The following is a 23,982-nucleotide window of genomic DNA, read 5'->3' as shown; positions in this document are numbered from 1 at the left end:
CTGTGCTAACGCTGCAGAAATAGTTCGTATATTTCACAAGCCGATTGTAGCGACCTGTGCCTTTGACTGACTAAGGATCCCCAGATGAACCCCTATGTATATCGGCTGTTGTCGATGAACCGAGGCAAAAAGCGGGTGATCCAAGTTTCGGTTGACCTGTTGCTGCTGCCAACGATGTTTATGGTGGCGATGTGGCTCAAGCTGGATAGTTTCGAATTTGTGCGCGATCCGCGTGCATGGTTGGTACTGATCCCGGTGCTGCCTGTCACGATCTATTCCTTTGTGCGGCTTGGGTTTTATCGCGCAGTGCTGCGTTATATTGCCGGGCGGGCATTGATCACCATTTTGCTGGGAGCGATGATTTCCGCCGTCACCATGACCATTGTGGCGCAACTGGCCAATTTGCCAGTGCCGAGTGCGGTGCCACTGATCTATATGCTGCTGACTTTCCTGTGCGTTGGCGGCGTGCGTTTCGGCTTCCGCGAGTTGGTCAACTACGCGCAAAACCGCCGCAAGGAGCGCGTGGCGATCTATGGCGCGGGCGCGGCAGGGCGGCAGTTGTTGCAGGTGCTGCATCAGCGCAGTGATTATGTTCCGGTGGCGTTTATCGACGATTCACCGCAGGCGCAGGGAACGCATGTCGGCGGGATTATGGTATATGCACCTACGCAGATCGAGGCGTTGATCCGCAATAACGGCATTAATGTCGTGTTGCTGGCGATCCCGTCGGCCAGCAAAGCACGGCGCAATGAAATCCTGAAATCGCTGGAGAATCAACCGCTTCTGATCCAGACCGTGCCTGGTCTCGATGACATCATGACTGGCAAGGCCAGCATTGATCAGATCAACGACATCAGCATCGAAGACCTGTTGGGCCGCGATCCGGTGCCGCCGCAGCGCGAATTGCTTGGGGCCAATATCACCGACAAGGTGGTGATGGTGACAGGCGCTGGCGGCTCGATCGGTTCCGAGCTTTGCCGTCAGATCTTGCGGCTCAAGCCGAAACGGCTGGTGCTTTATGAAATTTCGGAACTGGCGCTTTACACCATCGAGCAGGAACTGGTGACAATGTTGACGGCGATGCGTACCAATATCGCGCTGTCGCCGGTGCTGGGCTGCATCAAGTCGGCGCCGCTGGTGGAACGCACCTTGCGGCATTTTGAGGTCGACACGGTGTATCACGCCGCAGCCTACAAGCATGTGCCATTGGTTGAACACAACATCGTCGAAGGCGTGCGCAACATCGTGTTTGGCACCGCGACCCTGGCCGAAGCTGCAATCGCGGCGGGGGTGAAGTCATTCATCCTGATTTCATCCGATAAATCGGTGCGCCCGACCAATATGATGGGGGCGTCCAAGCGCATGGCAGAGCTGGTCTGCCAATCGCTTGCCGATGCGCCGCGCAACACTGGCACCACGATTTCCATGGTGCGCTTTGGCAATGTGCTGGGCTCGTCGGGTTCGGTGATTCCGCTGTTTCGTCGCCAGATCGAAGCAGGCGGCCCGATCACGGTGACACATCCCGAGATCACCCGGTTTTTCATGACCATCCCCGAAGCTGCGCAACTGGTTATTCAGGCCGGGGCGATGGCACAAGGCGGAGAGGTTTTCGTGCTGGATATGGGCGATCCGGTGCTGATCACCGAGCTGGCCGCGAAAATGGCGCGGCTGCACGGGCTGAAACCCGTGGTGTTCACCGATCCGAAAACCGAAAAACCCGGTGTGGGCGAGATCGGCATTACCTTCACCAAGCTGCGCCCCGGCGAAAAGCTGCATGAAGAATTGCTGATCGGCAATGATCCAAAGGCCACCAGCCATCCGCGCATCATGTCTGCCACCGAACGGCGTCAACCGCTTGACGAAATCTCTGCCGCGCTTGTTCAACTGGCGCAGGCTTGTGAGCGTAACGATGTCGGTCGCATCCGCAGAATCATGATCGAGCAGCAGACCGCCTACCAGCCGACCAGCGAAATCTTCGATCAATTCTGGACCGAAGAAGACACGGTGGATGAGCCAGTCGAAAAAGCCGCACCTGACCAGCGCCGCCTGATCCTGGTGCATGGCTGAAACATGGCTGAGGCCCTGTGGCGAAATTTCGCCGCGCGGGCCGGGGTGCTGCCACCACAGGAAAGGTTTTTCGTGCAAGGTTGGTGGCGTGGCCTCAGGATTTCGCTTATGAATAGTCACAAGGCACCGTGATATTCGGCGCAAAAGGGTGGGTCTGACGGCATGAAGCATTCGAAATCTCTGGTTTTTTGCGCGCTCTGCGGCGCTTTTGCCCTGCCCGCGCAAGCCGAGATGCGGCCCAGCCTAGCCTTTTCTGGTGTGACCGGGTTGATCGATATGCCCTCGGGCGATGCACAAAGCGACGGCACGCTGTCGGTTGTGAAATCGCAGTTCGGCCCGATTGGCCGTACGACGCTATCGTTTCAGATCACGCCGCGCCTGTCGGGCAGCTTTCGCTATTCTTCGGTGAAAGACTGGTTTGACCCACCAGAAGACGGCATCACCACCTATGCCGACCGCAGCTTTGATCTGCGCTATCAACTGACCACCGAAGGCCGCTATGTGCCTGCGATCACTGTGGGTTTGCAGGATATCATCGGCACAGGCGTTCTGGCGGGCGAATATGTCGCCGCCACCAAGACCTTTGGCGACAAGGTCAAAGTCACTGCTGGTCTGGGCTGGGGCCGCTATGGCAGCTATGGCAGCATCGGTGCGCCATTTGGCGACCGCCCGGATGTGGATTTCGGCAAGGGCGGCAAGCTGCGCACCGGGCAATGGTTCCGCGGTGATGTCGCGCCCTTTGCCGGGGTGGAGTGGCAGGTGAACAAGAAGTGGTCGGTGAAGGCCGAATATTCCTCGGACGCCTATGTCGAAGAAGCCGAAAACCGCGGCACTTTTGAGCGTAACAGCCCGTTCAACTTTGGCGTGGAGTATGCCCCGAACGACAAGATGCGGCTGGGTCTTTACTCGCTCTACGGCTCCAAGGTCGGATTTTCGGTGCAGGTCGCGATTGATCCCAAACAAAGGCCGCGCGGTGGACCGATGGGCCCCGGCCCGTTGCCGGTGACAGCCCGTGCAGCGGCGAAAAGCTGGGGGCCGGATTGGGTCAATGACCGTGGCAGCCAGACTGCCATGCGCGATCAGACTCAGGCCATTCTGGCGCGTGACGGCATCACCATCGAAAGCATGGCGATCAACGCCAATCGCGTGCATCTGCGCATCCGCAACACCCGCCTTGACAACGCGCCGCAAGCCATTGGCCGCACCGCCCGCGCGCTGGCAGCCGTTATGCCAGCATCGGTGTCCAGCTTTGAAATCGTCGCCATGGCGCAAGGTGTGCCACTGTCGAATGTGGTGATCCGCCGCGCCGATCTTGAGGCGCTGGAATTCGCACCGGGTTCCGACATCGCAATGGAAAAGCGGGCGCAGATTCTGCCCGTGGCCTTTGCGCTGCCCGAGGGGGCGATCCGCTCTGAGGGGCTTTATCCGCGCTTCAAATGGAACCTTGGGCCTTATGTGGCTACCAGCCTGTTTGACCCCGGCAAGCCGTTGCAGGCCAATGTCGGTGTGCGGCTGACGGCCCGTTACGATATTGCGCCGGGTTGGGTGCTTTCGACCTCGATTGCCAAACCGATTTATCAGGGGATCGAGCGTTCTACGTTTGCGTCGGATAGCACGCTGCCGCATGTGCGCAGTGACGCCAACCTTTACACGCTGGAAGGCGATCCGGCGTTGGAACGCCTGACGCTTGCCTGGTATGCAAAACCCGCCCCCGAAATCTATACCCGCATCACCGTCGGTTATCTGGAGCGGATGTTCGGCGGTGTCTCCGGTGAGGTGTTGTGGCAGCAGACCGACAAGCCCTATGCGATCGGTGCCGAGATCAACTATGTCAAACAGCGCGACTTTGATCAGTTGCTGGGTTTTCAGGATTACAGCGTCGTGACCGGGCATGTTTCGGGCTATTTCAGCTTGGGTGGCGGTTATCATGCGCAACTTGATGTCGGGCGCTATTTGGCGGGCGACTATGGGGCCACGCTGTCGCTGGATCGCGAATTTGCCAATGGCATCAAGGTCGGGGCCTTTGCCACGCTGACCGATGTGCCGTTTGATACCTTTGGCGAAGGCTCTTTTGACAAGGGCATCCGCATCTCGCTACCAATGGCGTTCTTCACGGGCGGGCAGGTGCAGAAAACCTCGAAAGTCACGCTGCGGCCGCTGTTGCGCGATGGCGGGGCACGGCTGGATGTCGAAGGGCGGCTATACGATACCGCGCGGACCTATCAGGAAACCGACCTTGATGCCGCATGGGGGCGGTTCTGGAGATGAATGTGCCGCGCAGTCTTGTTACATTCGCCGCTGTGCTGGCGCTTGCCGGTTGCAATGCAGCGACGATGCAGGCCGTGGCCAGTCGCGTGATCGGCCCTGCGGGTGCGCCGGCGGTCAAACCCGCTGCGGGTGCGCCGCAAATCTGGCTGACACTGTTCTCGCGCGGTATCAAGTTTCCGATGACGCAGATCAGCCAGCGCGATGGCGTCACGATCTATGCGGCGAAAGACGGGGTGCAGGTGTTCTTGCGCAACGGCATTTTGATCGGCACGCGCGGCTTTGGTCGTGATCTGATGTCAGCCGATGCGCCCACCCCCGCAGGCTTGCGCGCAGGCGCAGCCCATCAGCGCAGCTATTACGATCTGGACGGCACCGACACGACGATTCGGCACGTATTCACCTGCACGGTTGAGCGGGATTCCGCTGCAAACAACGCCATTGCCGAGGCTTGCACAGCTGACATCGGCACGATTCGCAACCAATACTGGCTTGATTCTGCTGGTTCCGTGATCAAATCGAAGCAATGGGTGTCACAGGGTGTCGGATATGCCGCGGTTGAGCGAAAAGATGGCTGAATTTACTTGCGTCAGACTTTTCTTTTAACCCCCTTCACTATACATTGATCAAGATCATCCATCCAACCGGAGTATTTCCAATGAAAAAGATCACTTCTTTCGCACTCGCTTCCTCGCTCGTTATGGCGTCTTCGGCTGCTTTCGCTGGCGGCATGGTTGACCCGGTTGAAGAGCCCGCACCCGTTGTTGTGACCGAAGACAGCTCGTCCTCGGCTGTTCCGCTGTGGGCCATCATCGGTGGCGTTGTGGTTGTTGGCGCGGTTCTGTCGAACGACAGCAGCTCCAGCTCGAACACCACCGACACTGCTGCAGAATAATTCACTCCGCCCTTAACGGGTGGTTGATGGAATATGGAACGCCCAAGCATTTGCTTGGGCGTTTTGCTTTTGCAAGTTCAGGATGATCAGGTCTGATGCCGGGTGAGCGACAGGTTAACTGAAGGTAATCAGCCGTTGGTAAGCCCCTGTTCTTGAAAATGCTTTCTTTGGTCCCAATTCGGGATCCCCCTCAATACCCTTTGCCACGCGCAGAGATAGGCCAAATGGCCTCAACCCTTCCGCCCCTTATGCCGACATACCAGTCGTGCAAATTGCAGGTCGGGTCGCAATGCCCCGGCACCAGCCGCAGCTTGTCGTTGATCTGCAAAGCCCCTGCCGGATCGCTGATCTCGCCATGCTCGTCCGAGCATTTCAGATATTCCACCCCCGCCACCCCGAACACCACCGGCAGCCCGGAATCCACCGCCACCGCCTTCAATCCAGCATCACAAACCGCCCAATCGGCGCGCACATGACTCATGACTGAGGTCAGCACGAACAGCGCGTTTTTCCAGACCTGATCCAGCCGCCGCCCGTCCTGATCCAGCACCCGGCCGTAATCTGCGTCCATGAAGGCATAAGACCCACACTGCAGCTCATTATAGACACCCGAACCGGCTTCAAGCGGCCAACTTCCGGTGCCAGCGCCGGCGACAATCTCGCAATCCAGCCTGACTTCGCGCAGCGCGGCCACTGCCTGCCGCACCTGATCCACCGCCAGTTCAATCGCGGCCTTGCGGTCGGCAAACAGCGTCAGATGCTGCATCGCACCCTGATATGCCTGTACCCCAGAAAATCGCAGCCCTTTCGCCGCTGCGATCGCCTGTGCCAATTCCACGACGGCCAAACTGCCCCGCACGCCACAGCGCCCCGCGCCGACATCCATCTCGACCAAGCATTCCAGCACCACCCCATGCCGCTGCGCTGCCGCTGCAAGATCGGCCACATTCTGCAAATCATCGACACAGACAATCACCCGCGCCCCTCGCAAGCACAGCCGCGCCAGCCGGTCGATCTTGGCCGGGTCCGTCACCTGATTGGACACCAGAACATCCATCACCCCGCCGCGCACAAACGCCTCGGCTTCGGAAACCTTCTGACAACACACCCCGCAAGCGCCACCAAGCCGCATCTGCAGCAAGGCCACATCGACCGATTTGTGCATCTTGCCATGCACCCGATGCCGCACCCCCATCGCCTGCGCAGCCTCGCCCATCTTGCGGATGTTACGCTCCAGCGCGTCCAGATCCAGCACCAGACAGGGCGTTTGCACCTGATCCTCGGTCATTCCAGGCAAAGCGGGGATGTCATATCCCACTTCCAGATCGTTGAGATTCATCGCAGCCTCCGTCACTTTCCACACCAGAGTTGCGCAAAACCCCGCGCTTTGCCACCGCCTGCGAAAACTTCTTTCATTCCGACAATTCGTGTTATGCTGCACCTGCACAATACCTGCGCCGTCCTCGCTGCGCTGTAGTGCCATGGAGTTGCCGATGCCGAAGCCTTCCCGCCTGCGTGGCCGCCCGAAATCCGTTATCGACAAGACCGAGCAGAACACGGTGCAGGCATTGGACCGTGCACTGGGCCTGCTGAAACTGCTGGCGCAAAGCACAGGGCTGACGCTGTCGGAACTGGCCGAGCAAAGCGCTTTGCCCATCGCCACGGTGTTCCGCGCGCTGGTGACATTGCAAGCGCATGGCATGGTCGAGGTCGAAGACCCCGGTCAGGTCTGGCACATCGGCCCCGGCACCTTTCGCGCCGGATCGGCGTTTCTGAAGCGCACCAAGATCACCGAACGCGCCCGCGCGCCGATGGAAGCCTTGCGCGACAGCACGGGCGAAACTGTCTCTCTGGCCATCGAGTCTAAAGCCGAGGTGCTGTTCCTGTCGCAGGTCGAAAGCCCCGCCGATCTGCGCGCCTTGTTCCCTCCGGGCAGCACCGGGCTGATGCATCTGTGCGCGCCGGGCAAGGCGCTGCTGGCTTGGTATCCTGCTGAAAAGCGGGCACAAATCCTGCAAGCCAAGGGTATGCCACGCGCCACCAGCCTGTCGCTTTCCAGCCCCGAAAGCCTTGCGCGTGATCTGGAGCGCAGCCGTGAGCGCGGCTTTGCGATAGATGATCAGGAACGCGCCGAGGGTATGCGTGGCGTCGCTGCGCCGATTTTCGATGCCTTTGGCGAGGCGGTTGCCGCCATTGCCATCGCAGGCCCGACCTTTCGTATGGGCCTGTCGGATGCCACCCGTTTTGGTGCGTTGGTGAGGGCCGCCGCCGATCATATTACCGAGGCCACGGGTGGCGAGCAGCCGTGAGCGCCACTTAATTATTTGATCAAAACCTCACCGCCCCCATTGATCGACGCCCGATCCCGTGATCTGACTTTGCGCAATCGTTCGGCGCAAATTTCAGGGCGCAAACGTCAGAAAGGGCACCCCATGAATCTGTTCATCAACGGCTTTGGTCGCATTGGCCGCTCGGTGCTGCGCGCCGCGCTGAAGGGGGCTGCGCCGGGGGCGAAGATCGTCGGCATCAATGATATCGCCGCCGCCGAGATGTGCGCCTATCTGTTTGAATTCGATTCGATTTTTGGGCCGTGGCCGGGGCAGGTGCGCTTGGATGGCACATCATTGGTGGTTGATGGTCTTTCGATCCCGCTTCACCGCACGCCAGACATTTCCAGCCTTGCGCTGAAGGGTGTCGATGTTGTGCTGGAATGCACAGGCCGTGCCGATGCGCGCGAGATGGCAACCCGCGGTCTGCGCGGCGGCGCGCGCAAGGTGCTGATCTCGGGGCCGTCGAAAGCCGCCGACCTGACGGTGGTGCTGGGGGCGAATGACGCTGAACTGACCGATCAGCAGATCGTGTCAAACGCCTCTTGCACCACTAATGCGCTGGCGCCTTTGGCGCGGCTGATCCATGAGAAATGGGGCGTCGTCACCGGATCTATGACGACGATCCACTGCTACACTGGCAGCCAGCCCACGGTGGATGCCCCCGCCGCCGATTTCGCGCGATCCCGCGCGGCGGCTTTGTCGATGGTGCCGACGACAACCTCGGCGCAGCGGTTGCTGGATCAGGTGCTGCCGCAGATCGCAGGCCGCATCGAAGGCTCGGCGGTGCGGGTGCCGACGGCCTCGGTCTCGGCGGTGGATCTGGCGGTGATGACCGAAACCGCAGCGTCGGTGGCCGAGGTTAATGCGGCCCTTGTGGCGGCGGGTGGGGTGATCGGCGCAACCTCCAAGGCCCTGGTCTCTACCGATCTGCGCGCGCGGCCTGAAAGCATTGTGATGGCGCTGCCGGAAACCCGCGTGACCAAGGGCGGCATGCTGCGGGTGTTCGGCTGGTATGACAACGAATGGGGCTTTTCCAACCGGATGCTGGATGTGGCCGCAAGGATGGCGCAGGCTTGAAAGGCTTTTTCATAGCAGGTCCGACCGATGACGGCAATGCGGTAACGGGGCATTACTACGAGGTCGCAAGCCCCGACCCAAGCCGCGCGCAGGCTTGGGTTTATGCCGCAGCCCTATCCTATGCCCCCGGTGAGGAGTTGGTGCTGCACGGCATGTCGAGCGCGCCCGAGGCTGCGCTGACGATCACCCGCGACGGTTTGCAGCCGCAGGTGATGCTGCAAACCCGGCTGGCCACGCACTTTGCGGCCACGCCGATTGATGCCTCGGAGAAGGGGTGCGACTGGCCCGAGGTGCTGCGTCTGACCATCCCCGCAGATTGGCCCAGCGGCGTCTACAGGTTGGATATTGCCATCCCCGGCCATGCGTCGCAGGGGATGTTCGTTGTCAAGGCTATGAAACCGCAGGCCAAAATCCTGATGCTGCTGGCGACGGGAACATGGTGCGCCTATAACGATTGGGGCGGGTCGAACCATTATCAGGGGCTGACCGGACCCACGCAGGGCGATTTTGCGCCGCATGTCAGTGTGCTGCGGCCGTGGGCGACCGGGTTTGTGGCTTGGCCCGATGGCGCGCCGCGTATCACACATGCCTCACCGCTGCTGACCAAGCCGCGCTATCCGCATATGGATTATGCCCGCGCGCGGGGGGTGTCGAAGAAATACGCTTCCTCTGGCTGGGCGGCGTTTGAACGCCCCTTCGCGCTTTGGTGCGAGGGGCAGGGTATCGCGCTGGACTACACCACGCAGCACGACCTGCACCGCAACCCCGCCGCGCTGGAGGGTTATGACCGGGTGCTGATCGTCGGCCATGACGAATACTGGACATGGCAGATGCGCGATCATCTGGAGGGCTGGCTGGATCAGGGCGGAAAGCTTGCGCGCTTTGCCGGGAATTTCTTTTGGCAAACCCGGCTTTCCGATGATCTGACCACGCAGACCTGTTTCAAGACCACCGCCGAAGCGGCTGACCCCTTGGCGCACACCAATCGGCTGACCAGCTATTGGGACCACCCCGCAATTGGCCGCCCCGCCACCGCCACCATGGGCCTGACCGGGGCGGCGGGCGTCTATGCCGGGTGGAGCCGTTGTGCCGCACATGGATCGGGCGGCTTTGCGATCTACCGCCCCGCGCATTGGGCGCTGCGCGGCACGGGTCTGGGTTATGGCGATGTGCTGGGGGCGGCGTCGAAAATCTTCGCCTATGAGGTCGACGGCATCGACTACACCATGCACCACGGCCTGCCGTTTGCCGCCGAAGATACCGGCTTGCAGGGCGATCTGACCATCGTCGGCCTGTCGCCTGCCACCACGCTCTCGCATGACACCGGCCCGCATGACCGTGACCGCTTCATCGGCGCGGGTGATGCCGAGGATCTGGCGTTGCGGCTTTATGGCGGCATCACGCCGGAAGCCGTCGCGCGCGCGGTGCAGGGCAATGGCTGCATGGCCGAATATCGCCGGGGCAGGGGTGCGGTGTTCAACGCCGCCACTTGCGAATGGGTGGCCGGATTGATCGCCCGCGAACGCGCTGTCGAGCACGTCACCCGCAACATCCTGTTGGGGGCGTGGCAATGATCTATCTCTGCCGTCACGGCCAGACCGAGTTCAACGCGATTGGCCGCCGTCAGGGGCAGGTTGACAGCAACCTGACCGATCTGGGCCAGGCGCAGGCCCGCGCGATGGGTCGCCGTCTGGCCTCGCTGCGCCTACCCAATCCGCATATCTTCGCCAGCCCTTTGGGCCGCGCGCATCACTCCGCCCGCCTGATCGCCGCCGAGCTTGGGCAACCGCCGATCACGCTTGACCCGCGCCTTATGGAGATCGGTATGGGCAGTTGGGATGGCAAATCCGATGCCGAGATTGACGCCGCCCACCCCGGCCTGCGCGCCAGCCTGCCGCCTGAGGCGTGGTGGTTCCACTCGCCCGATGGCGAAACCTATGCGATCTTCGCCGCCCGTCTTGCCGCCGCTCTGCGTGACATCCGGTCCAACCCCGCCCCGGTGAAAATCATCGTCGCCCATGCCGTCGTCAGCCGGGTGATCCGCGCGCAATGGGCGGGCCTGAGCGAGGCCGAAAGCCATACCCTGCCCGTGCCGCAAGACGCCTTCTACGCGCTGGACGCCGACCAGAAAATCACCGAAATCCGCGCGTAATACACAACTTTGGTCATCCTCTCTGTCTAAATATCCCCGCCGGAGGCTCCTGTGGCAGATGCAGGAAGCCTCCGGCGGGAGTATTTAAGCCAAGATGAAGCGGCAAGTCACCAAGCCTGCAACACTGCTTCCAGATTGTCGCCCAGTTGCGGGCAAAGATAACCACCCTCTTGCACGATCACTGTGGGCAGGCGCATCGCGGCAACGGCGCGGCCGATGGCGGCGAAACCCTGTGTGGAGACGGCGAGGCCAGCAAAGGGGTCGCCTTCGAACGCATCCAGCCCCAGTGCCAGAACCAGCGTGTCTGCACCCCAAGCCTGCACCTTTTCGATGGCTTCCGCCAAGGCGGCAAGGAAGCCCGCATCGCCGGTGCCGCGCGGCAGCGGCAGGTTCAGGTTCGCGCCCAGCCCTGTGCCTTCGCCAATCTCGTCCGCATAGCCCCAGAAGAACGGATAGAACCGCTCCGGGTGCGCGTGCAGCGAGACCGTCAGCACATCGCCGCGCGCGTAGAACATGCCTTGGGTGCCATTGCCGTGGTGCAGATCGACATCCAGAATAGCCACCTTGCGCCCTGCATCGGTCAAGCGCTGCGCCGCGATGCCCGAGTTGTTCAGATAGCAGAACCCGCCCGCCAGTTCGGCGAAAGCATGATGCCCCGGCGGGCGGCACAGCGCATAGGCCGCAACCGCACCGCCCAACACTAGGTCCGCGGCATGGATCGCGGTTTGCGCCGAGGCATAGGCCGCGCCCCAGGTTTCGCCCGAGATCGGGCAAGAGGTATCGGTCATGTGAAACCCAGCCTGACCCACCGCCGACAGCGGATACCCATCGCTCCGGCTGGCCGGATGGACGTTGGGGATCACCTCGGCCGAGGCACCTTCAATCCGTGTCCACCGTTCGTAAATGCCGGACAGAAACGTCACATAGCGCTGCGGATGAACCGCGAGGATCGGGCCTAAGCCTGCATCCGGCGCCTGCACCACCGCACCCCCCATCCGCCGCACTGCCCCCAGCAGGGCGTCGACTCGCGCTGGCTGTTCCGGGCAGGGCTTGCGCGCGCCCGATGACAGGAAAAATTGCGGATCATGCGCCCGCTGCGCGTCGTCAAAAACGGTGATCATGGTTGCATCAGGGCGGTCAGGCCCTCTCCTTCCAGAATATAGGGGTCGGACGCATCGCGCAAAGCAAAGCCCAAGGTTTCGTAAAATCCGATGGCCAGCACATTGCTCCGCTTGACCATCAGCGCCATGAACTGCGGCTGCCAGTCTTGCGCATGGGCGAGGGCTGCGGCCAGCAAGCCGCGCCCCAGCCCTTTGCCGCGCGCCGCATGGCTGAGGTAAATATCCTGCACGAAAACCCCCATCGCCCCGCGCCAACTGGAGTATTCCGGCAGGAACAAACAAAACCCCAAGGCGATGCCGCGTTCTTCCACCAGCACGACGCGAAAGCGCGGCGCAGCGCCAAAGCCGTGCTGCTGCAGCGCTGCAACGCCGCCACCAATCCTGCTGCCCTCGGCCTCGGCCATTTCCGAAAGCATGGCGTGGATCAGCCCTGCATCCGCAACCTCGGCCAGACGATAGCGGATCAAAACGCCACCTCTGCCATGCCTTTCAACCCCAGCATTGCCCGCGCCTCATCCGGGCTGGCGACGCTGCGGCCCAATGCCTCGACAATGCCACGGATCTGGCGCACCTGCTGCGCGTTGGATTGCGCCAGCACACCCTTGGAGAGGTAAAGGTTATCCTCCAACCCCACCCGCACATGCCCACCCATCGCTGCCGCCATGGTGGCCATTGCAATCTGATGCCGCCCTGCGGCCAGCACCGAAAACTGATAGCCTTCGCCAAACAGCCGATCCGTCGTGCGTTTCATCAGCATCAGCATGTCAGGGTCCGCCGCCATGCCGCCCAGCACGCCAAACACGAACTGGATGAACAGCGGCCCCGCCACCGCACCCCGATCGACGAAATGCTTCAGCATGTGCAGATGGCTGACATCGTAGCACTCAAACTCAAACCGCGCGCCGCGCTTGGCGCCCATTTCCGCCAGCACAAAGCCAATGTCGCGCGGGGTGTTCTTGAACACCAGATCATCCGAGTTTTCCAGAAACGGTTGTTCCCAATCGAATTTCCAGTCCGAAATCCGCGCCGCCATCGGATAGAGCGCGAAATTCATCGAGCCCATGTTCAGGCTGCACATCTCGGGGCAGAACTGCATCGGCGCGGCAAGGCGTTGTTGCAAACTCATCACCGCCGATCCACCCGTGGTCATGTTGACCACGCCCGCGCAGCCCGCCTTGATCTGCGGCAGAAACCCGGCCCAATGCGCAGGATCGCTTGACGGGCGGCCATTTTCTGGCGCGCGGGCGTGCAGGTGCAAAATCGCCGCCCCGGCTTCGGCGGCCTCGATGGCCGAGGTCGCAATCTGCGTCCCGGTGATCGGCAGATAAGCCGACATGGATGGCGTGTGGATCGAGCCGGTGATCGCACAGGAAATGATGATCTTTGACATGCTTGCCTCCCAGCAGGTCCACCCTGCCACGAAGCCGCCGCCTTTGCCAAGGTGGGGTCGCGGCAGGGTATCCCCGCCGCGACTTGGGCTTTCAGCTAAACGCGCGTTTCATCGCCGGCACGTTCTGCAAAACCAGAAAGTCCACCAGCAACACCGCCAGCAAGGTCAGCCCCAGCATCGGGAAGGCGACGCTCAGCACCAGCGCTATCAGCGCCACGCCGCCCAACGGCACGCCCGCAGGCTTCGGCGGGGCTGCCAGACGCAACGCTCCGGCAGGGCGGCGCTTCCACCACATCACCACGCCGCTGACCGCGACAAAGATCACGATCAGACAGAAGGCGATGTTGGCGACGATGTTCCAAGTTCCCATCTGCCCTTCGTGCAGCGAGATGCCAACTGCCATCGCCTTGCCCGCCAGCGCGTAATCGGCAAAGCCGACCTGCGCCAGAATCTTGCCGGTGTATTGGTCGATATGCACAGTGCGGTCTGCGGTGGGATCGGGGCTGTCATAGCTCATGCTGTCTTGGCTCAGCGTCCAGACACCGCCCTCATCAGCGGGCACAGCCACCTGAAAGCGGCCCTGAAAACCGATGGCGCGGCCTAAGGCCACGATGTTTTCCAGCGTCACCGGCATGCCCATCGGCAAGCCATCGACTCCGGCATCGGAACCTGACATTGGCATCGGCGTCTGCTCCAGCGCCCATGGCACGGTGTCTTCGGCGGTCATGTTCATGTCTTTATGCTTGGCATCCGACAAGGGCACGTTGTCCCATTTCGCCGCCGGAAAGGTGGACCAGGCCTGCACATATTTGCCGCCCCAGATCCCGGCCCAGGACAAGCCCGAGATCAGGAAGAAAACCAGCACGATTGAAATCCAGAACCCCAGCACACTGTGCAGCGATTTCCACAGCGCCCGCCCCTTCGCGCGTAGATTGGGCACCAGCAAGTCGCCGATGCGTGCGCCATTGCGCGGCCAGACCAGATAAAGTCCGGTGATCACCAGCAACAGCCCCAGCGAGGCCGCAATTTCAACAAGCCGGTCGCCCAGATCGCCGATCAGCAGCGTGCCGTGGATCTTGTTGGCAAACGCATACCAAGTGTCGCCGTTCAGGCTATCGCGCAAAACCTCACCGGAATAGGGGTTCAGCGCGATCATGCGCTGGCCGTCGGCCAGATCAACCCGCAGCATCGCCGGGGTCTGCGCATCATAGGGCGCGATATACTGGCCGATCTTGCCAGCCGGATAGGCCGCCAGCGCCGCCGCTTCCTGCTGCGTGACGCTCAGCGACGTGGCTTGCGGGGCAAGCTGCATCCGCTCGCCATATTCGGGCGCTACGGCGGTGAACCAGACCATCACGATCCCGGTCACGGCCAGCATGATCAGAAACGGAATGACGTAAAGCCCGGCATAAAAGTGCCAGCGCCAGACCGCGAAGTAGAGCTTATTGACGCCCGAAGGCGCGGTAGAGGTGTCAGACATCGGGTTTATCCCTGAAAAAAGCCATGAGAACGGGCCAAGGCCCGCAAGTTGCGCTTAGATCAGGGTGGCAGGCGGGCCGCGCGCGGGTGGGGCGCGTGGCTGATGCCCCTCGGCATCGGTCAGCGCGGCATCTTGCCAGACCACGACCACAGGAACCAGTTGCACCGGCGGCAGCGTCACCACCGGCGGCAGTTCCATCGCCGCGATGATCCGGCAGAGCGGGCAGGGTGCTTGATCTTTCTGGCCATGATCGCCGAGGCCCGCGTCGTGGCAAAGTTCGGGCAGGGTGCCATCCGGCATTGCATAGGCGCTCAGATCCACCGGGTCATGCAGCCGGATCTGGTGGCCATAGCCCAGCAGGCTGAACGCCGCTGCCAAAAGCAGCACCGTCAGATTTTGGGCAAACTGTCGCATCATGCGGATCATGCGCTGTGGCTAACCGATCACAGGCCCGATAATCAAGCCGGTCTGTGCCACAATCACGGGCTTCCTTTCGCCGCAGCCCCGCCTAAGCTGCCGCAAAACGCAGGAGTCCGCGATGTTTTTCACCGAAACCCCGGAATGGGCGGCGCTGGGCAGCAGCCTGACGGCAGCGCTGGCCGAGCTTTATGCCGGGCAGGGGCTGTCCGCTGATAGCTTCGGGCTTGTGCTGATCACCCCCGGAGCAGGTGGCCCGACAGGCTTTGCCCATCGCGGCGACATTCCGATCTATCCCTGTTCGCTGGTGAAAAGCTTTCATCTGGTGCATGCGCTGGCCCTGCTGGAAGACGCCCGCATCGCCCCGCATGGCGAGATGGATCGCGCTTTGCGCGACATGATCCGCTGGTCGTCGAACAACGCCACCAACTATGCCATCGACCTGATCACCGGCACCACCGGCGATACCCTGCTGCACGGCGCGGAATATCTTGATTGGGTGAACAAGCGCGAGCGGCTCAATCGGTTTTTCTGGGCTTTGGGCTGGGATGAATGGCAGGGCTGCACCATTGCGCAAAAGCTGATGGACGACACCCGCTATGGCCGCGAGGCGCAATTTGCGGGCGCCGACGGTGCCTATCTGAACCGTCTGACGCCGCTGGCCGCCGCGCGCTTGTTGTGTGAGTTGTTTGAGGGCGATCTGCCGTTGTCACAACCGTCAAAAGCCCGCGCGCAGGCGATCCTGCGGCGTGACCGCACCTGCGAGGATGCCGCCAACCCGAATTATCAACTGTCCGAGTTTCTGGGTGGCAAACTGCCCGATGGCGTCGAGATCTGGTCGAAGGCCGGGCATAACCTGTGGACGGGCGATGCGCGCAGCAGTTGGTTCAAGCACGATATGGCGCGTTTGGCAGCACCGGGGCGCAAGCCGCTGACGCTGGTGCTGACCACCCAAGGCCGCGACATGGCGCAGACCTATCCCAGTGCTTTCCCCGAAATCGGCCGGCTGATCTGGGAGATGACCGAGGACATCACCCGGCTTTGACCGCGCAGGGGGGCTACCGCCCCCCTCGGCAAAGCCTCACCCCCTGCGGGCAATGGTGGGCGCTGCGTTGGGGGAAGGCAGGGGGCCAGCCCCCTCGCCCTTGCGGGCTCACCCCCGGGATATTTGGGCGCAGAGGATGATCAAAGTGGGGAAGGGGTCAGCCGATCACTCTTGCCAGCAGGCCTTGCCAGTTGCTCCAGCACAGTTTCTCGGTCAGTTCCGTGCCAAAATGCACCTGCATCGCGGCGGTCAGGTTCGGCAGGCCGCTGGCGTCGGTGATAAAATCGGGGATCATCGTGCCGTCGAAATCCGACCCCAGCGCCACGCCATCCTCGCCCAAATGGGCGATCAGGTGTTCGAGATGGCGCAGCATCACCTCTGGCCCCGTTGCCGGGTTCTTGATGCCATCCGGGCGCAGGAAGGCGCAGCCGAAGTTCAGGCCGACCAGCCCGCCACTGGCCCGGATCGCATCAAGCTGGCGGTCGGTCAGGTTGCGGGTGGCGGCGGTGATCGCATGGGCGTTGGAATGGGTGGCGACCAGCGGTTTCTGCGACACCCGCGCCACATCCCAGAACCCGGCCTCGTTCAGATGGCTGAGGTCAATCAGCACGCCCAAAGCATCGCATTCCCGCACCAGCCGGATGCCCGCCTCGGTCAGACCCGGCCCGGTATCGGGGCTGGCGGGGAAATTGAACGGCACGCCATGGCCGAAAATGTTTGACCTGCTCCAGACCGGGCCAAGGCTGCGTAACCCGGCTGCATGATAAACGTGCAAGGCGTCCAGATTTTCGCCAATCCCTTCAACGCCTTCAATATGCAGGATCGCGGCAATCGCGCCCGCCGCCCGCGCTGCCGCAATCTCGGCGACGCTGCGGCACAGCCTGATCGCATCGGGGCGCGCGGCCTGCATCCGCAACAGAATCGCGATCTGTTCCAGCGTCTGCCGCTCGGCCCGCACCGGGTCAATCGGCTCGAACGCCCGGTAGGTGGCCATCGGATCTGGCCCGGTTCCGGGCACGCCCCCCACCCAAACCGCGAAAAAACCGCCCGCAAAGCCCCCAGCGCGGCATTTCGCCAGATCAATGTCGCCATCGCGTCCACTAAAAAACGCCGCGCCATCAAAGGATTTTTCTGCCCAGAGGCAGGACAACAGATCATTATGCCCGTCGAAGATTGAAAAGTCTGACATTTTGCCGATCTGCCCGTGAAACTGCCTGTTGCCCATAGTTTCACCGCGCAAGCCGCTGTTGACAAGCCCGCATGAAAGTTGCCCAATCGGTCAGGAAAGACCTTGGGGCTTGCAAAGACTCAGGGACGGCAATGAAAAAACGATGATAAAACAGGGAGTTTGTCATGCTACTTGAACCGACGCTGCGCCGCGTGGGCGCTGTTGCGATTGCGGCCTTGATGTTGGGGGCTGCCCCCGCTGCGCTGATGGCCGCAACGCCCGCCGATACGCTGGTGCTGGCCGGGGCGATCGACGATATCGTCAGCCTTGACCCGCACGAGGCTTACGAGTTTTCGGGCCTTGATGTGGTGAACAACACTTATGACGGTCTGGTCGAAATCAACCCGACCACGCTGCAGATCGAACCCGGTCTGGCCGAAAGCTGGTCGGTGGCCGAGGACGGTCTGACCTATACGTTCAAGATGAAACCCGGCCTGACCTTCAGCTCTGGCAATCCGGTGACGGCAGAGGCCGCCGCCTATTCGCTGCAACGCGCGGTCAAGCTGAACAAGACCCCGGCCTTTATCCTGAACCAGTTCGGCTGGTCGGTCGAGAACGTGGATACCATGATCACCGGCGCGGGTGACACGCTGACCATCAAGGTCGACAAGCCCTATGCGCCGACCTTCCTTTATAACTGCCTGACCGCAGGTGTGGCTTCCATCGTCGATATGGATACCGTCAAGGCCAATGAAGTTGTCACCGACGGCGTGTCGGACATGGGCAATGAATATCTGAAAACCCATTCGGCAGGCACCGGCGCTTATACGCTGAAATCGTTCAAGCCGAACGAGGGCTATGTGCTGGAGATGCGCCCCGGCTACTGGCGCGGTGATGCAAAAATGGCCAAGGTATTCATGACCCATGTGCCCGAAGCCGCGACCGAGCGTTTGCAGCTTGAAAAAGGCGATATCGACGTCGCGCGCACCCTGACCCCGGTGGACGTGGCCGGTATGGCTGGCAATGCCGATGTGGTTGTGCAGGAGGACGTGGGCGGTCAGATCTATTATCTGTCGTTCAACCAGAAGAACGAAAACTACAAGAACGCCAAATTCCTCGACGCGATGCGCTGGGCCGTCGACTATCAGGGCATGGCCGACAGCTTCATGAAGGGTGCCGCCGTTGTGCACCAGAACTTCCTGCCGTCAGGCTATCTGGGCGCGTTGGATGACAACCCCTATTCGCTCGACATCGAAAAAGCCAAGGCGCTGCTGGCGGAATCCGGCATCAAAGACCCGGTGATCAAGCTTTCGGTGCGCAACGCCGCTGACCGGATGGATGTGGCGCAGTCGATCCAGAACACCTTTGGCCAGGCTGGCATCAAGGTGGATCTGAACGTCGGCGAAGGGGCTGAACAGCTGAAGGAATACCGGGCCCGTCAGCACGATGGCACGCTGCAAACCTGGGGCCCGGATTATCCCGATCCGAACACCAACTCTTCGACCTTCGCCGAAAACCCCGACAACTCGGATGAGGCCAACAACACCGGCTATCTGGCTTGGCGCAACGCCTATGATCCGGGTGAAATGACTGCGGAATCGAAAGCGGCCGTGCTCGAGCAAGACCCGGCCAAGCGCGTGGAAATGTATGCCGCTTTGCAGAAGAAATTCCGCGAAACCGCGCCCTTCATCGTGATGTTCCAGCAAGCCCGCCAGACCGGCGTGCGCGCCAACGTCAAGGGTCTCTATACCGGGGGCGCGGTTGATGCCGTTGCCTACTGGCTTGTGACGAAATAAGGCACTGGGGCGCCTCCACCGGGGGCGCCCCATTTCCCCATGACCAGCATCCCCAGCCCGTCTTCGCGCGTCCTGCCGTTGCTTCGCCAGATCGGCGGCACGGTTGTTACGCTGTTTGTCACCTTCCTCGGCTTGCTGATGGTGACGTTCTTCATCTCGAACGTGATCCCGGTCGATCCCGTTCTGTCGATCTTGGGAGAACGCGCGTCTGAGGCGCAGATGGAAGAAGCCCGCGAACGGTTGGGCCTGAACGAACCCTTGTGGAAGCAGTTCGGGATCTACGTGAACAACACGCTGCACGGTGATCTTGGCACATCTGTCCGCACGCGAGAGCCTGTGCTGGAAGAAGTCGCGCAACGCTTCCCCGCCACCTTGGAGCTTGCCACGCTTGCCACCATTCTGGGCGTGCTGCTGGGCGTGCCTGCGGGCGTGATTGCGGCGACCAAACCCGGCAGCTTTTTCGACCAATCCACCCGCTTGATTGGCCTGATGGGCTATTCGATGCCGGTGTTCTGGCTGGGGCTTATGGGGCTGCTGCTGTTCTATGGCCAGCTTGAATGGGTCGGCGGACCGGGGCGTTTGGATGCCGTCTATCAAATGTCCTATGATTTTGAAATCACTCAATATACCGGGATGATCCTGCTGGATACCGCGCTGAACAACCGTTGGGATATGTTCGCCAATGCGTTTTCCCACATCATCCTGCCCGCCGGGATTCTGGCCTATATCTCGATGGCCTATATCAGCCGGATGACCCGCAGCTTCATGATGAACGAGTTGGGGCAAGAATACATCACCACCGCCCGCGTCAAGGGGATGCCCGAGCGCCGGGTGATCTGGGTCCACGCGCTGAAAAACGTCATGGTGCCGCTGATCACGGTGATCGCTTTGTCCTACGCCTACCTTTTGGAAGGCGCTGTGCTGACCGAGACGATCTTCGCATGGCCGGGGCTTGGCAGTTATATCACCGATGCGCTGATGGTCGCCGACATGCCCGCCGTTCTGGGGGGCACCGTGGTTGTTGGCATCGCCTATATCGGGCTGAACATGCTGTCAGACCTGCTTTATCGCTTGGTTGATCCGAGGGCACGGGTATGAGCACACTCACCACATGGCTGCGCGACCCCAACCCCGCCTCGCGGATGCAATCGCGGCTTGGCCAAAGCTATCTAAGCTGGCTGCGCCTGCGCCGTAACCCCTTGGCGATGATTGGTCTGACGATCTCTTTGGTGCTGATCTTCATCGCCATCTTCGCGCCGCTCCTCGCGCCGCATGATCCGATCACGCAGGAACTCTCCCGGCGTCTGCTGCCCCCCGGCACCCCCGGCAACATCCTTGGCACCGATGATTTTGGCCGCGATATCCTGTCGCGCATCCTCTACGGCAGCCGCATCACGCTTTACATCGTACTGTTGGTGATCCTGACCGCCCCCGTGGTCGGCCTGATCATCGGCACCGTCGCGGGCTATTTCGGCGGCTGGGTCGATACGATACTGATGCGGATCACTGACATTTTCCTCGCCTTCCCCAAGCTGATCCTCGCCCTCGCCCTCGTCGCCGTCCTCGGCCCCGGCATGGTCAACGCAGTCCTCGCAATCGCGCTGACAAGCTGGCCGCCCTATGCCCGCGTCGCCCGTGCCGAAACCCTCACCGTGCGCAACTCCGACTATATCGCGGCGGTGAAACTCCAAGGTGCGGGCCCCATCCGCATCATCTGGGGCCACGTCATCCCGATGTGCCTGCCTTCCGTGATCATCCGCGTCACCCTCGACATGGCCGGCGTGATCCTCACCGCCGCCGGCCTCGGCTTCCTTGGCCTTGGCGTCCAGCCCCCCCTGCCCGAATGGGGCCTGATGATCTCGGCAGGCCGCAAGTTCCTGTTTGAACAATGGTGGGTCGCCACCATGCCCGGCCTTGCCATCTTCATCGTCTCGCTTGGCTTCAACCTGCTGGGTGACGGCCTGCGCGATGTGCTAGACCCCAAGAGTGCCAGCAAATGAGCCTGCTTTCCGTCAAAAACCTCCGCGTCACCTTTGACACCGAAGCAGGCAGAGTAGAGGCCGTGCGTGGCGTATCCTTTGATCTGGGCCGCGAACGCCTTGGCATCGTGGGCGAGTCCGGCTCGGGAAAAACCATGACAGGCCGCTCTGTCCTCCGCCTGATCCGCCCCCCGGGCAAGATCGAGGCCGATGAGATGACCTTCGACGGCATTGATCTTATGAAGGCCTCCGAAACCCAGATGCGGTCCTTGCGTGGCCCCCGTATCGCCATGGTGATGCAAGATCCGAAATATTCGCTGAACCCGGTGATGAAAGTCGGCGCCCAACTGACCGAAGGCCTGCGCCAGCGTGATAAAGTCTCCAAACCCGAGGCCTATGCCAAAGCCATCGACGCGCTGAACGCAGTGCAAATCCGCGACCCGGCACGGGTGATGGAGGCTTACCCGCACGAACTTTCCGGCGGCATGGGCCAGCGCGTGATGATCGCGATGATGCTGATCCCGAACCCCGATCTGCTGATCGCCGATGAGCCGACCTCCGCCCTCGACGTCACCGTGCAGGCCGAGGTGCTGTCGATCCTCGACAATCTGGTGAAAACCCGCGGCATGGGCCTGATCTTCATCTCCCACGACCTGCGCTTGGTGGCGCGCTTCTGCGACCGCGTTTTGGTGATGTATAAGGGCAAAGTGGTGGAAGAACTCGCGGCCAAGGATCTCATGCACGCCAAACACCCCTACACCCAAGGCCTGCTGAATTGCCTGCCGCGTATTGGCGGCAACCGCGCACCTCTGCCAAGCCTTGACCGCGATGCAAGTTGGGCGAACTGACATGCTGATCGAGATCGAAAACCTCTCCGTCACCTTCACCGCGCAAGGCCGTCAGGTCCGCGCGGTGGAAAACGTCTCGCTCAACGTCAAAGCGCAGGAATCCTTCGGTCTGGTGGGTGAATCCGGCTCTGGCAAATCCACCATCCTCCGCGCGATCTGCGGGCTGGCCCCGATTTCCGGCGGCACAATCCGCATCAACGGCAAAGCGATCAGCCATGACCGCGCGTTTTCACGCCAAGTGCAAATGGTGTTCCAAGACCCCTACGCCAGCCTGCACCCCCGCCACACCCTTGACCGCACCCTCAGCGAACCGCTTGCAATCCACGGCCTGCCCCTGACCGATGCCGCCATCACCAAGGCACTTACCGATGTCGGCCTGCCGCCCAACTTCCGCTTCCGCTACCCGCACCAACTCTCGGGCGGCCAGCGCCAGCGCGTCGCCATCGCCCGCGCTTTGATGCTGCAACCGGAAATCCTGCTGCTGGATGAACCCACCTCGGCGCTTGACGCCAGCGTCCAAGCCGAAACCCTCAACCTGCTCTCACGCCTGCGCGCTGAACGCGGCCTCACCTTCCTGATGGTCTCCCATGACCTCGCCGTGATTGACCACATGTGCGACCGTATCCTCGTGATGCAGCATGGCAAAGCGGTCGAGGAACTCAGCCGCGACGCCCTCGCCACCGCCCAGATGAAAACTGACTATGCCCGCAGCCTGTTCGCGGCCTCCGCCGACCGCATGCTCGAAGGCTGATTTCATCTGTCTCTAAATATCCTGGGGTCTGGGGCAACGCCCCAGCCGCCTGCCCAAAACCCAAAGGCTTACCAAATGTTCCCCACCTTCGACGGCCACAACGACCTGCTGCTCCGCCTGCACAACCACCCCGAAAACCGCGAGGCAATCTGGCTGACGGGCGAAGGCAAAGGCCACCTGGACCTGCCCCGGATGCAGAAAGGCGGCTTCAAGGCCGGCTTCTTCGCCATATACATCCCCTCGCCCGAAGCCCACGACGCCCCCGACTATATGGCGCAGATGGAAAATCCGCCCTTCAGCATCCCCTTGGGCGATCTGATCACCGAACCCGAAGCGCTCCCCATCGCCATGTCGATGGCCCGCCAGTTCCTGTGGATGGAGCGCTCCAGCCAAGGCCAGTTCAAACTCTGCACCACCACCGCGCAAATCCGCGACTGCCTGAAAGCCAACACCATCGTCGGCATCTTGCATATGGAAGGCGCCGAGGCCATCGACGCCAACCTCGACAACCTCTACGCCTTCCACGCCATGGGCCTGCGCTCGCTCGGCCCGGTGTGGTCTCGCCCGACCATCTTCGGCCACGGTGTCCCCTTCGCCTTCCCGTCCTCGCCGAACACGGGCGAGGGCCTGACCGATGCCGGGAAACGCCTGATCCGCGCCTGCAATGAGCTGAAAATCATGATCGACCTCAGCCACATCAACGAGGCGGGCTTCAACGACGTGGCAGCGCTCTCGGATGCGCCCTTGGTCGCCACCCATTCCAACGCCCATGCCATCACCCCCAGCAGCCGCAACCTGACCGACCGCCAGTTGCACATGATCCGCGAATCCAAAGGCATGGTGGGCCTGAACTATGCCACCTCGTTCCTGCGCCGCGACGGCAAACAGAGCGGCGATATGGGCTGGGAAGATGTCCTCGCGCACCTTGATCACCTGTTGGAAAACCTCGGCGAAGACCACCTCGGCCTCGGGTCTGATTTCGACGGCGCAACCCTGCCCGACGGCATCGGCGACGTCACCGGCCAACCCGCCCTGCAACAAGCCATGCTGGACCACGGCTATGGCACGGCCTTGGTGCAGAAAATCTGCTACGACAACTGGCTGGCGCTGCTTGATCGCACTTGGGGCGCATGATGTAGGGTGCGTGATCTCACGCACCTTCCGTGACACCTCACCCACATGTAAAGGTGCGTGAAGTCAC

The 23,982-nt window shown here is 61.7% G+C and carries 22 protein-coding genes; 15 read left to right on the top strand and 7 right to left on the bottom strand.

Annotated features, from left to right (window positions below; genetic code table 11):
- Window positions 1-84 precede the first annotated feature (84 nt).
- The 4 genes from ACFOGH_RS16925 to ACFOGH_RS16910 all read left to right on the top strand — a co-directional run bounded on the left by ACFOGH_RS16925 (window position 85) and on the right by ACFOGH_RS16910 (window position 5,227).
- A complete protein-coding gene (locus tag ACFOGH_RS16925) occupies window positions 85-2,067 on the top strand; it encodes a polysaccharide biosynthesis protein (RefSeq protein WP_380074345.1) in 1,983 nt (660 codons plus the stop codon).
- A gap of 258 nt (window positions 2,068-2,325) precedes the next feature.
- Entirely contained in the window at window positions 2,326-4,335 is a 2,010-nt protein-coding gene (locus ACFOGH_RS16920) for a YjbH domain-containing protein (protein WP_380074344.1), read from the top strand.
- Window positions 4,314-4,910, top strand: a complete 597-nt coding sequence (locus ACFOGH_RS16915; RefSeq protein ID WP_380074343.1) for a YjbF family lipoprotein — start codon at window positions 4,314-4,316, stop codon at window positions 4,908-4,910. Before ACFOGH_RS16920 ends, ACFOGH_RS16915 begins: the two co-directional genes overlap by 22 nt.
- A gap of 80 nt (window positions 4,911-4,990) precedes the next feature.
- Window positions 4,991-5,227, top strand: a complete 237-nt coding sequence (locus tag ACFOGH_RS16910; RefSeq protein ID WP_380074342.1) for a hypothetical protein — start codon at window positions 4,991-4,993, stop codon at window positions 5,225-5,227.
- A 190-nt stretch (window positions 5,228-5,417) separates the two neighbouring features.
- On the opposite strand, the gene ACFOGH_RS16905 is transcribed toward ACFOGH_RS16910, so the two are convergent.
- Window positions 5,418-6,566 carry a DSD1 family PLP-dependent enzyme gene (locus ACFOGH_RS16905; RefSeq protein ID WP_380074341.1) on the bottom strand — a complete coding sequence of 383 codons (1,149 nt, stop codon included), beginning with the start codon at window positions 6,564-6,566 and terminating at the stop codon, window positions 5,418-5,420.
- A 154-nt stretch (window positions 6,567-6,720) separates the two neighbouring features.
- Between ACFOGH_RS16905 and ACFOGH_RS16900 the strand changes: the two genes are divergently transcribed.
- The 4 genes from ACFOGH_RS16900 (at window position 6,721) to ACFOGH_RS16885 (ending at window position 10,786) form a co-directional block, all read left to right on the top strand.
- Window positions 6,721-7,536 (top strand): IclR family transcriptional regulator, encoded by an 816-nt coding sequence (locus ACFOGH_RS16900; protein WP_380074340.1) that lies wholly within the window; start codon window positions 6,721-6,723, stop codon window positions 7,534-7,536.
- 123 nt (window positions 7,537-7,659) lie between these two features.
- Window positions 7,660-8,634 carry a type I glyceraldehyde-3-phosphate dehydrogenase gene (locus ACFOGH_RS16895; RefSeq protein ID WP_380074339.1) on the top strand — a complete coding sequence of 325 codons (975 nt, stop codon included), beginning with the start codon at window positions 7,660-7,662 and terminating at the stop codon, window positions 8,632-8,634.
- A complete protein-coding gene (locus ACFOGH_RS16890; protein ID WP_380074338.1) occupies window positions 8,631-10,208 on the top strand; it encodes a N,N-dimethylformamidase beta subunit family domain-containing protein in 1,578 nt (525 codons plus the stop codon). The genes ACFOGH_RS16895 and ACFOGH_RS16890 overlap by 4 nt, the downstream gene beginning before the upstream one ends.
- Entirely contained in the window at window positions 10,205-10,786 is a 582-nt protein-coding gene (locus ACFOGH_RS16885; protein WP_380074337.1) for a histidine phosphatase family protein, read from the top strand. Before ACFOGH_RS16890 ends, ACFOGH_RS16885 begins: the two co-directional genes overlap by 4 nt.
- Window positions 10,787-10,893: 107 nt before the next feature.
- Here ACFOGH_RS16885 and ACFOGH_RS16880 read toward each other — a convergent pair whose 3' ends face one another.
- From ACFOGH_RS16880 to ACFOGH_RS16860, 5 genes are all read right to left on the bottom strand, one after another.
- Window positions 10,894-11,907 carry a histone deacetylase family protein gene (locus tag ACFOGH_RS16880; protein ID WP_380074336.1) on the bottom strand — a complete coding sequence of 338 codons (1,014 nt, stop codon included), beginning with the start codon at window positions 11,905-11,907 and terminating at the stop codon, window positions 10,894-10,896.
- Window positions 11,904-12,374, bottom strand: coding sequence for a GNAT family N-acetyltransferase (locus ACFOGH_RS16875; protein ID WP_380074335.1), 471 nt, complete (start codon window positions 12,372-12,374; stop codon window positions 11,904-11,906). The genes ACFOGH_RS16880 and ACFOGH_RS16875 overlap by 4 nt, the downstream gene beginning before the upstream one ends.
- Window positions 12,371-13,297: a BKACE family enzyme gene (locus ACFOGH_RS16870; RefSeq protein WP_380074334.1), complete on the bottom strand. Its 927-nt coding sequence runs from the start codon at window positions 13,295-13,297 to the stop codon at window positions 12,371-12,373. The genes ACFOGH_RS16875 and ACFOGH_RS16870 overlap by 4 nt, the downstream gene beginning before the upstream one ends.
- 91 nt (window positions 13,298-13,388) lie before the next feature.
- A complete protein-coding gene (locus ACFOGH_RS16865) occupies window positions 13,389-14,777 on the bottom strand; it encodes a PepSY-associated TM helix domain-containing protein (protein WP_380074333.1) in 1,389 nt (462 codons plus the stop codon).
- 54 nt (window positions 14,778-14,831) lie between these two features.
- Window positions 14,832-15,194: a hypothetical protein gene (locus tag ACFOGH_RS16860; RefSeq protein ID WP_380074332.1), complete on the bottom strand. Its 363-nt coding sequence runs from the start codon at window positions 15,192-15,194 to the stop codon at window positions 14,832-14,834.
- Between the two features lie 121 nt (window positions 15,195-15,315).
- On the opposite strand from ACFOGH_RS16860, the gene ACFOGH_RS16855 reads away from it, so the two are divergent.
- Entirely contained in the window at window positions 15,316-16,239 is a 924-nt protein-coding gene (locus ACFOGH_RS16855) for a serine hydrolase (protein ID WP_380074331.1), read from the top strand.
- Window positions 16,240-16,396: 157 nt separating this feature from the next.
- Here the strand turns inward: ACFOGH_RS16855 and ACFOGH_RS16850 are convergent, their stop codons facing one another.
- A complete protein-coding gene (locus tag ACFOGH_RS16850; protein WP_380074330.1) occupies window positions 16,397-17,428 on the bottom strand; it encodes a dipeptidase in 1,032 nt (343 codons plus the stop codon).
- 164 nt (window positions 17,429-17,592) lie between these two features.
- Between ACFOGH_RS16850 and ACFOGH_RS16845 the strand changes: the two genes are divergently transcribed.
- The 6 genes from ACFOGH_RS16845 to ACFOGH_RS16820 all read left to right on the top strand — a co-directional run bounded on the left by ACFOGH_RS16845 (window position 17,593) and on the right by ACFOGH_RS16820 (window position 23,915).
- Complete coding sequence (locus tag ACFOGH_RS16845) at window positions 17,593-19,203, top strand: ABC transporter substrate-binding protein (protein WP_380074329.1); 1,611 nt, start codon at window positions 17,593-17,595, stop codon at window positions 19,201-19,203.
- Window positions 19,204-19,242: 39 nt separating this feature from the next.
- On the top strand, window positions 19,243-20,301 hold the full coding sequence (locus ACFOGH_RS16840; protein ID WP_380074327.1) for an ABC transporter permease: 1,059 nt from the start codon (window positions 19,243-19,245) through the stop codon (window positions 20,299-20,301).
- Entirely contained in the window at window positions 20,298-21,203 is a 906-nt protein-coding gene (nikC, locus tag ACFOGH_RS16835) for a nickel transporter permease (protein WP_380074325.1), read from the top strand. The genes ACFOGH_RS16840 and nikC overlap by 4 nt, the downstream gene beginning before the upstream one ends.
- Window positions 21,200-22,030 (top strand): ABC transporter ATP-binding protein, encoded by an 831-nt coding sequence (locus ACFOGH_RS16830; RefSeq protein ID WP_380074324.1) that lies wholly within the window; start codon window positions 21,200-21,202, stop codon window positions 22,028-22,030. The genes nikC and ACFOGH_RS16830 overlap by 4 nt, the downstream gene beginning before the upstream one ends.
- Window position 22,031: 1 nt before the next feature.
- The gene (locus ACFOGH_RS16825; RefSeq protein ID WP_380074323.1) at window positions 22,032-22,781 is read left to right on the top strand and encodes an ABC transporter ATP-binding protein; all 750 of its coding nucleotides are present in this window, start codon (window positions 22,032-22,034) and stop codon (window positions 22,779-22,781) included.
- Between the two features lie 75 nt (window positions 22,782-22,856).
- A complete protein-coding gene (locus tag ACFOGH_RS16820; RefSeq protein ID WP_380074322.1) occupies window positions 22,857-23,915 on the top strand; it encodes a dipeptidase in 1,059 nt (352 codons plus the stop codon).
- The last annotated feature ends 67 nt before the right edge of the window (window positions 23,916-23,982 follow it).

The sequence above is a fragment of the Cypionkella sinensis genome, assembly GCF_042646385.1.
GTDB lineage: Bacteria > Pseudomonadota > Alphaproteobacteria > Rhodobacterales > Rhodobacteraceae > Cypionkella > Cypionkella sinensis.
This window is presented reverse-complemented; position numbering and strand designations above follow the sequence as displayed.

Excerpts from the sequence above, each read along its gene's own strand:
- ACFOGH_RS16925 (WP_380074345.1), top strand. The coding sequence starts at position 85 with ATGAACCCCTATGTATATCGGCTGTTGTCGATGAACCGAGGCAAAAAG.
- ACFOGH_RS16915 (WP_380074343.1), top strand. The coding sequence starts at position 4,314 with ATGGGGGCGGTTCTGGAGATGAATGTGCCGCGCAGTCTTGTTACATTC.
- ACFOGH_RS16910 (WP_380074342.1), top strand. The coding sequence starts at position 4,991 with ATGAAAAAGATCACTTCTTTCGCACTCGCTTCCTCGCTCGTTATGGCG.
- ACFOGH_RS16905 (WP_380074341.1), bottom strand. The coding sequence starts at position 6,566 with ATGAATCTCAACGATCTGGAAGTGGGATATGACATCCCCGCTTTGCCT.
- ACFOGH_RS16900 (WP_380074340.1), top strand. The coding sequence starts at position 6,721 with ATGCCGAAGCCTTCCCGCCTGCGTGGCCGCCCGAAATCCGTTATCGAC.
- ACFOGH_RS16895 (WP_380074339.1), top strand. The coding sequence starts at position 7,660 with ATGAATCTGTTCATCAACGGCTTTGGTCGCATTGGCCGCTCGGTGCTG.
- ACFOGH_RS16885 (WP_380074337.1), top strand. The coding sequence starts at position 10,205 with ATGATCTATCTCTGCCGTCACGGCCAGACCGAGTTCAACGCGATTGGC.
- ACFOGH_RS16880 (WP_380074336.1), bottom strand. The coding sequence starts at position 11,907 with ATGATCACCGTTTTTGACGACGCGCAGCGGGCGCATGATCCGCAATTT.
- ACFOGH_RS16870 (WP_380074334.1), bottom strand. The coding sequence starts at position 13,297 with ATGTCAAAGATCATCATTTCCTGTGCGATCACCGGCTCGATCCACACG.
- ACFOGH_RS16865 (WP_380074333.1), bottom strand. The coding sequence starts at position 14,777 with ATGTCTGACACCTCTACCGCGCCTTCGGGCGTCAATAAGCTCTACTTC.
- ACFOGH_RS16860 (WP_380074332.1), bottom strand. The coding sequence starts at position 15,194 with ATGATGCGACAGTTTGCCCAAAATCTGACGGTGCTGCTTTTGGCAGCG.
- ACFOGH_RS16855 (WP_380074331.1), top strand. The coding sequence starts at position 15,316 with ATGTTTTTCACCGAAACCCCGGAATGGGCGGCGCTGGGCAGCAGCCTG.
- ACFOGH_RS16850 (WP_380074330.1), bottom strand. The coding sequence starts at position 17,428 with ATGTCAGACTTTTCAATCTTCGACGGGCATAATGATCTGTTGTCCTGC.
- ACFOGH_RS16845 (WP_380074329.1), top strand. The coding sequence starts at position 17,593 with ATGCTACTTGAACCGACGCTGCGCCGCGTGGGCGCTGTTGCGATTGCG.
- ACFOGH_RS16840 (WP_380074327.1), top strand. The coding sequence starts at position 19,243 with ATGACCAGCATCCCCAGCCCGTCTTCGCGCGTCCTGCCGTTGCTTCGC.
- nikC (WP_380074325.1), top strand. The coding sequence starts at position 20,298 with ATGAGCACACTCACCACATGGCTGCGCGACCCCAACCCCGCCTCGCGG.
- ACFOGH_RS16830 (WP_380074324.1), top strand. The coding sequence starts at position 21,200 with ATGAGCCTGCTTTCCGTCAAAAACCTCCGCGTCACCTTTGACACCGAA.
- ACFOGH_RS16825 (WP_380074323.1), top strand. The coding sequence starts at position 22,032 with ATGCTGATCGAGATCGAAAACCTCTCCGTCACCTTCACCGCGCAAGGC.
- ACFOGH_RS16820 (WP_380074322.1), top strand. The coding sequence starts at position 22,857 with ATGTTCCCCACCTTCGACGGCCACAACGACCTGCTGCTCCGCCTGCAC.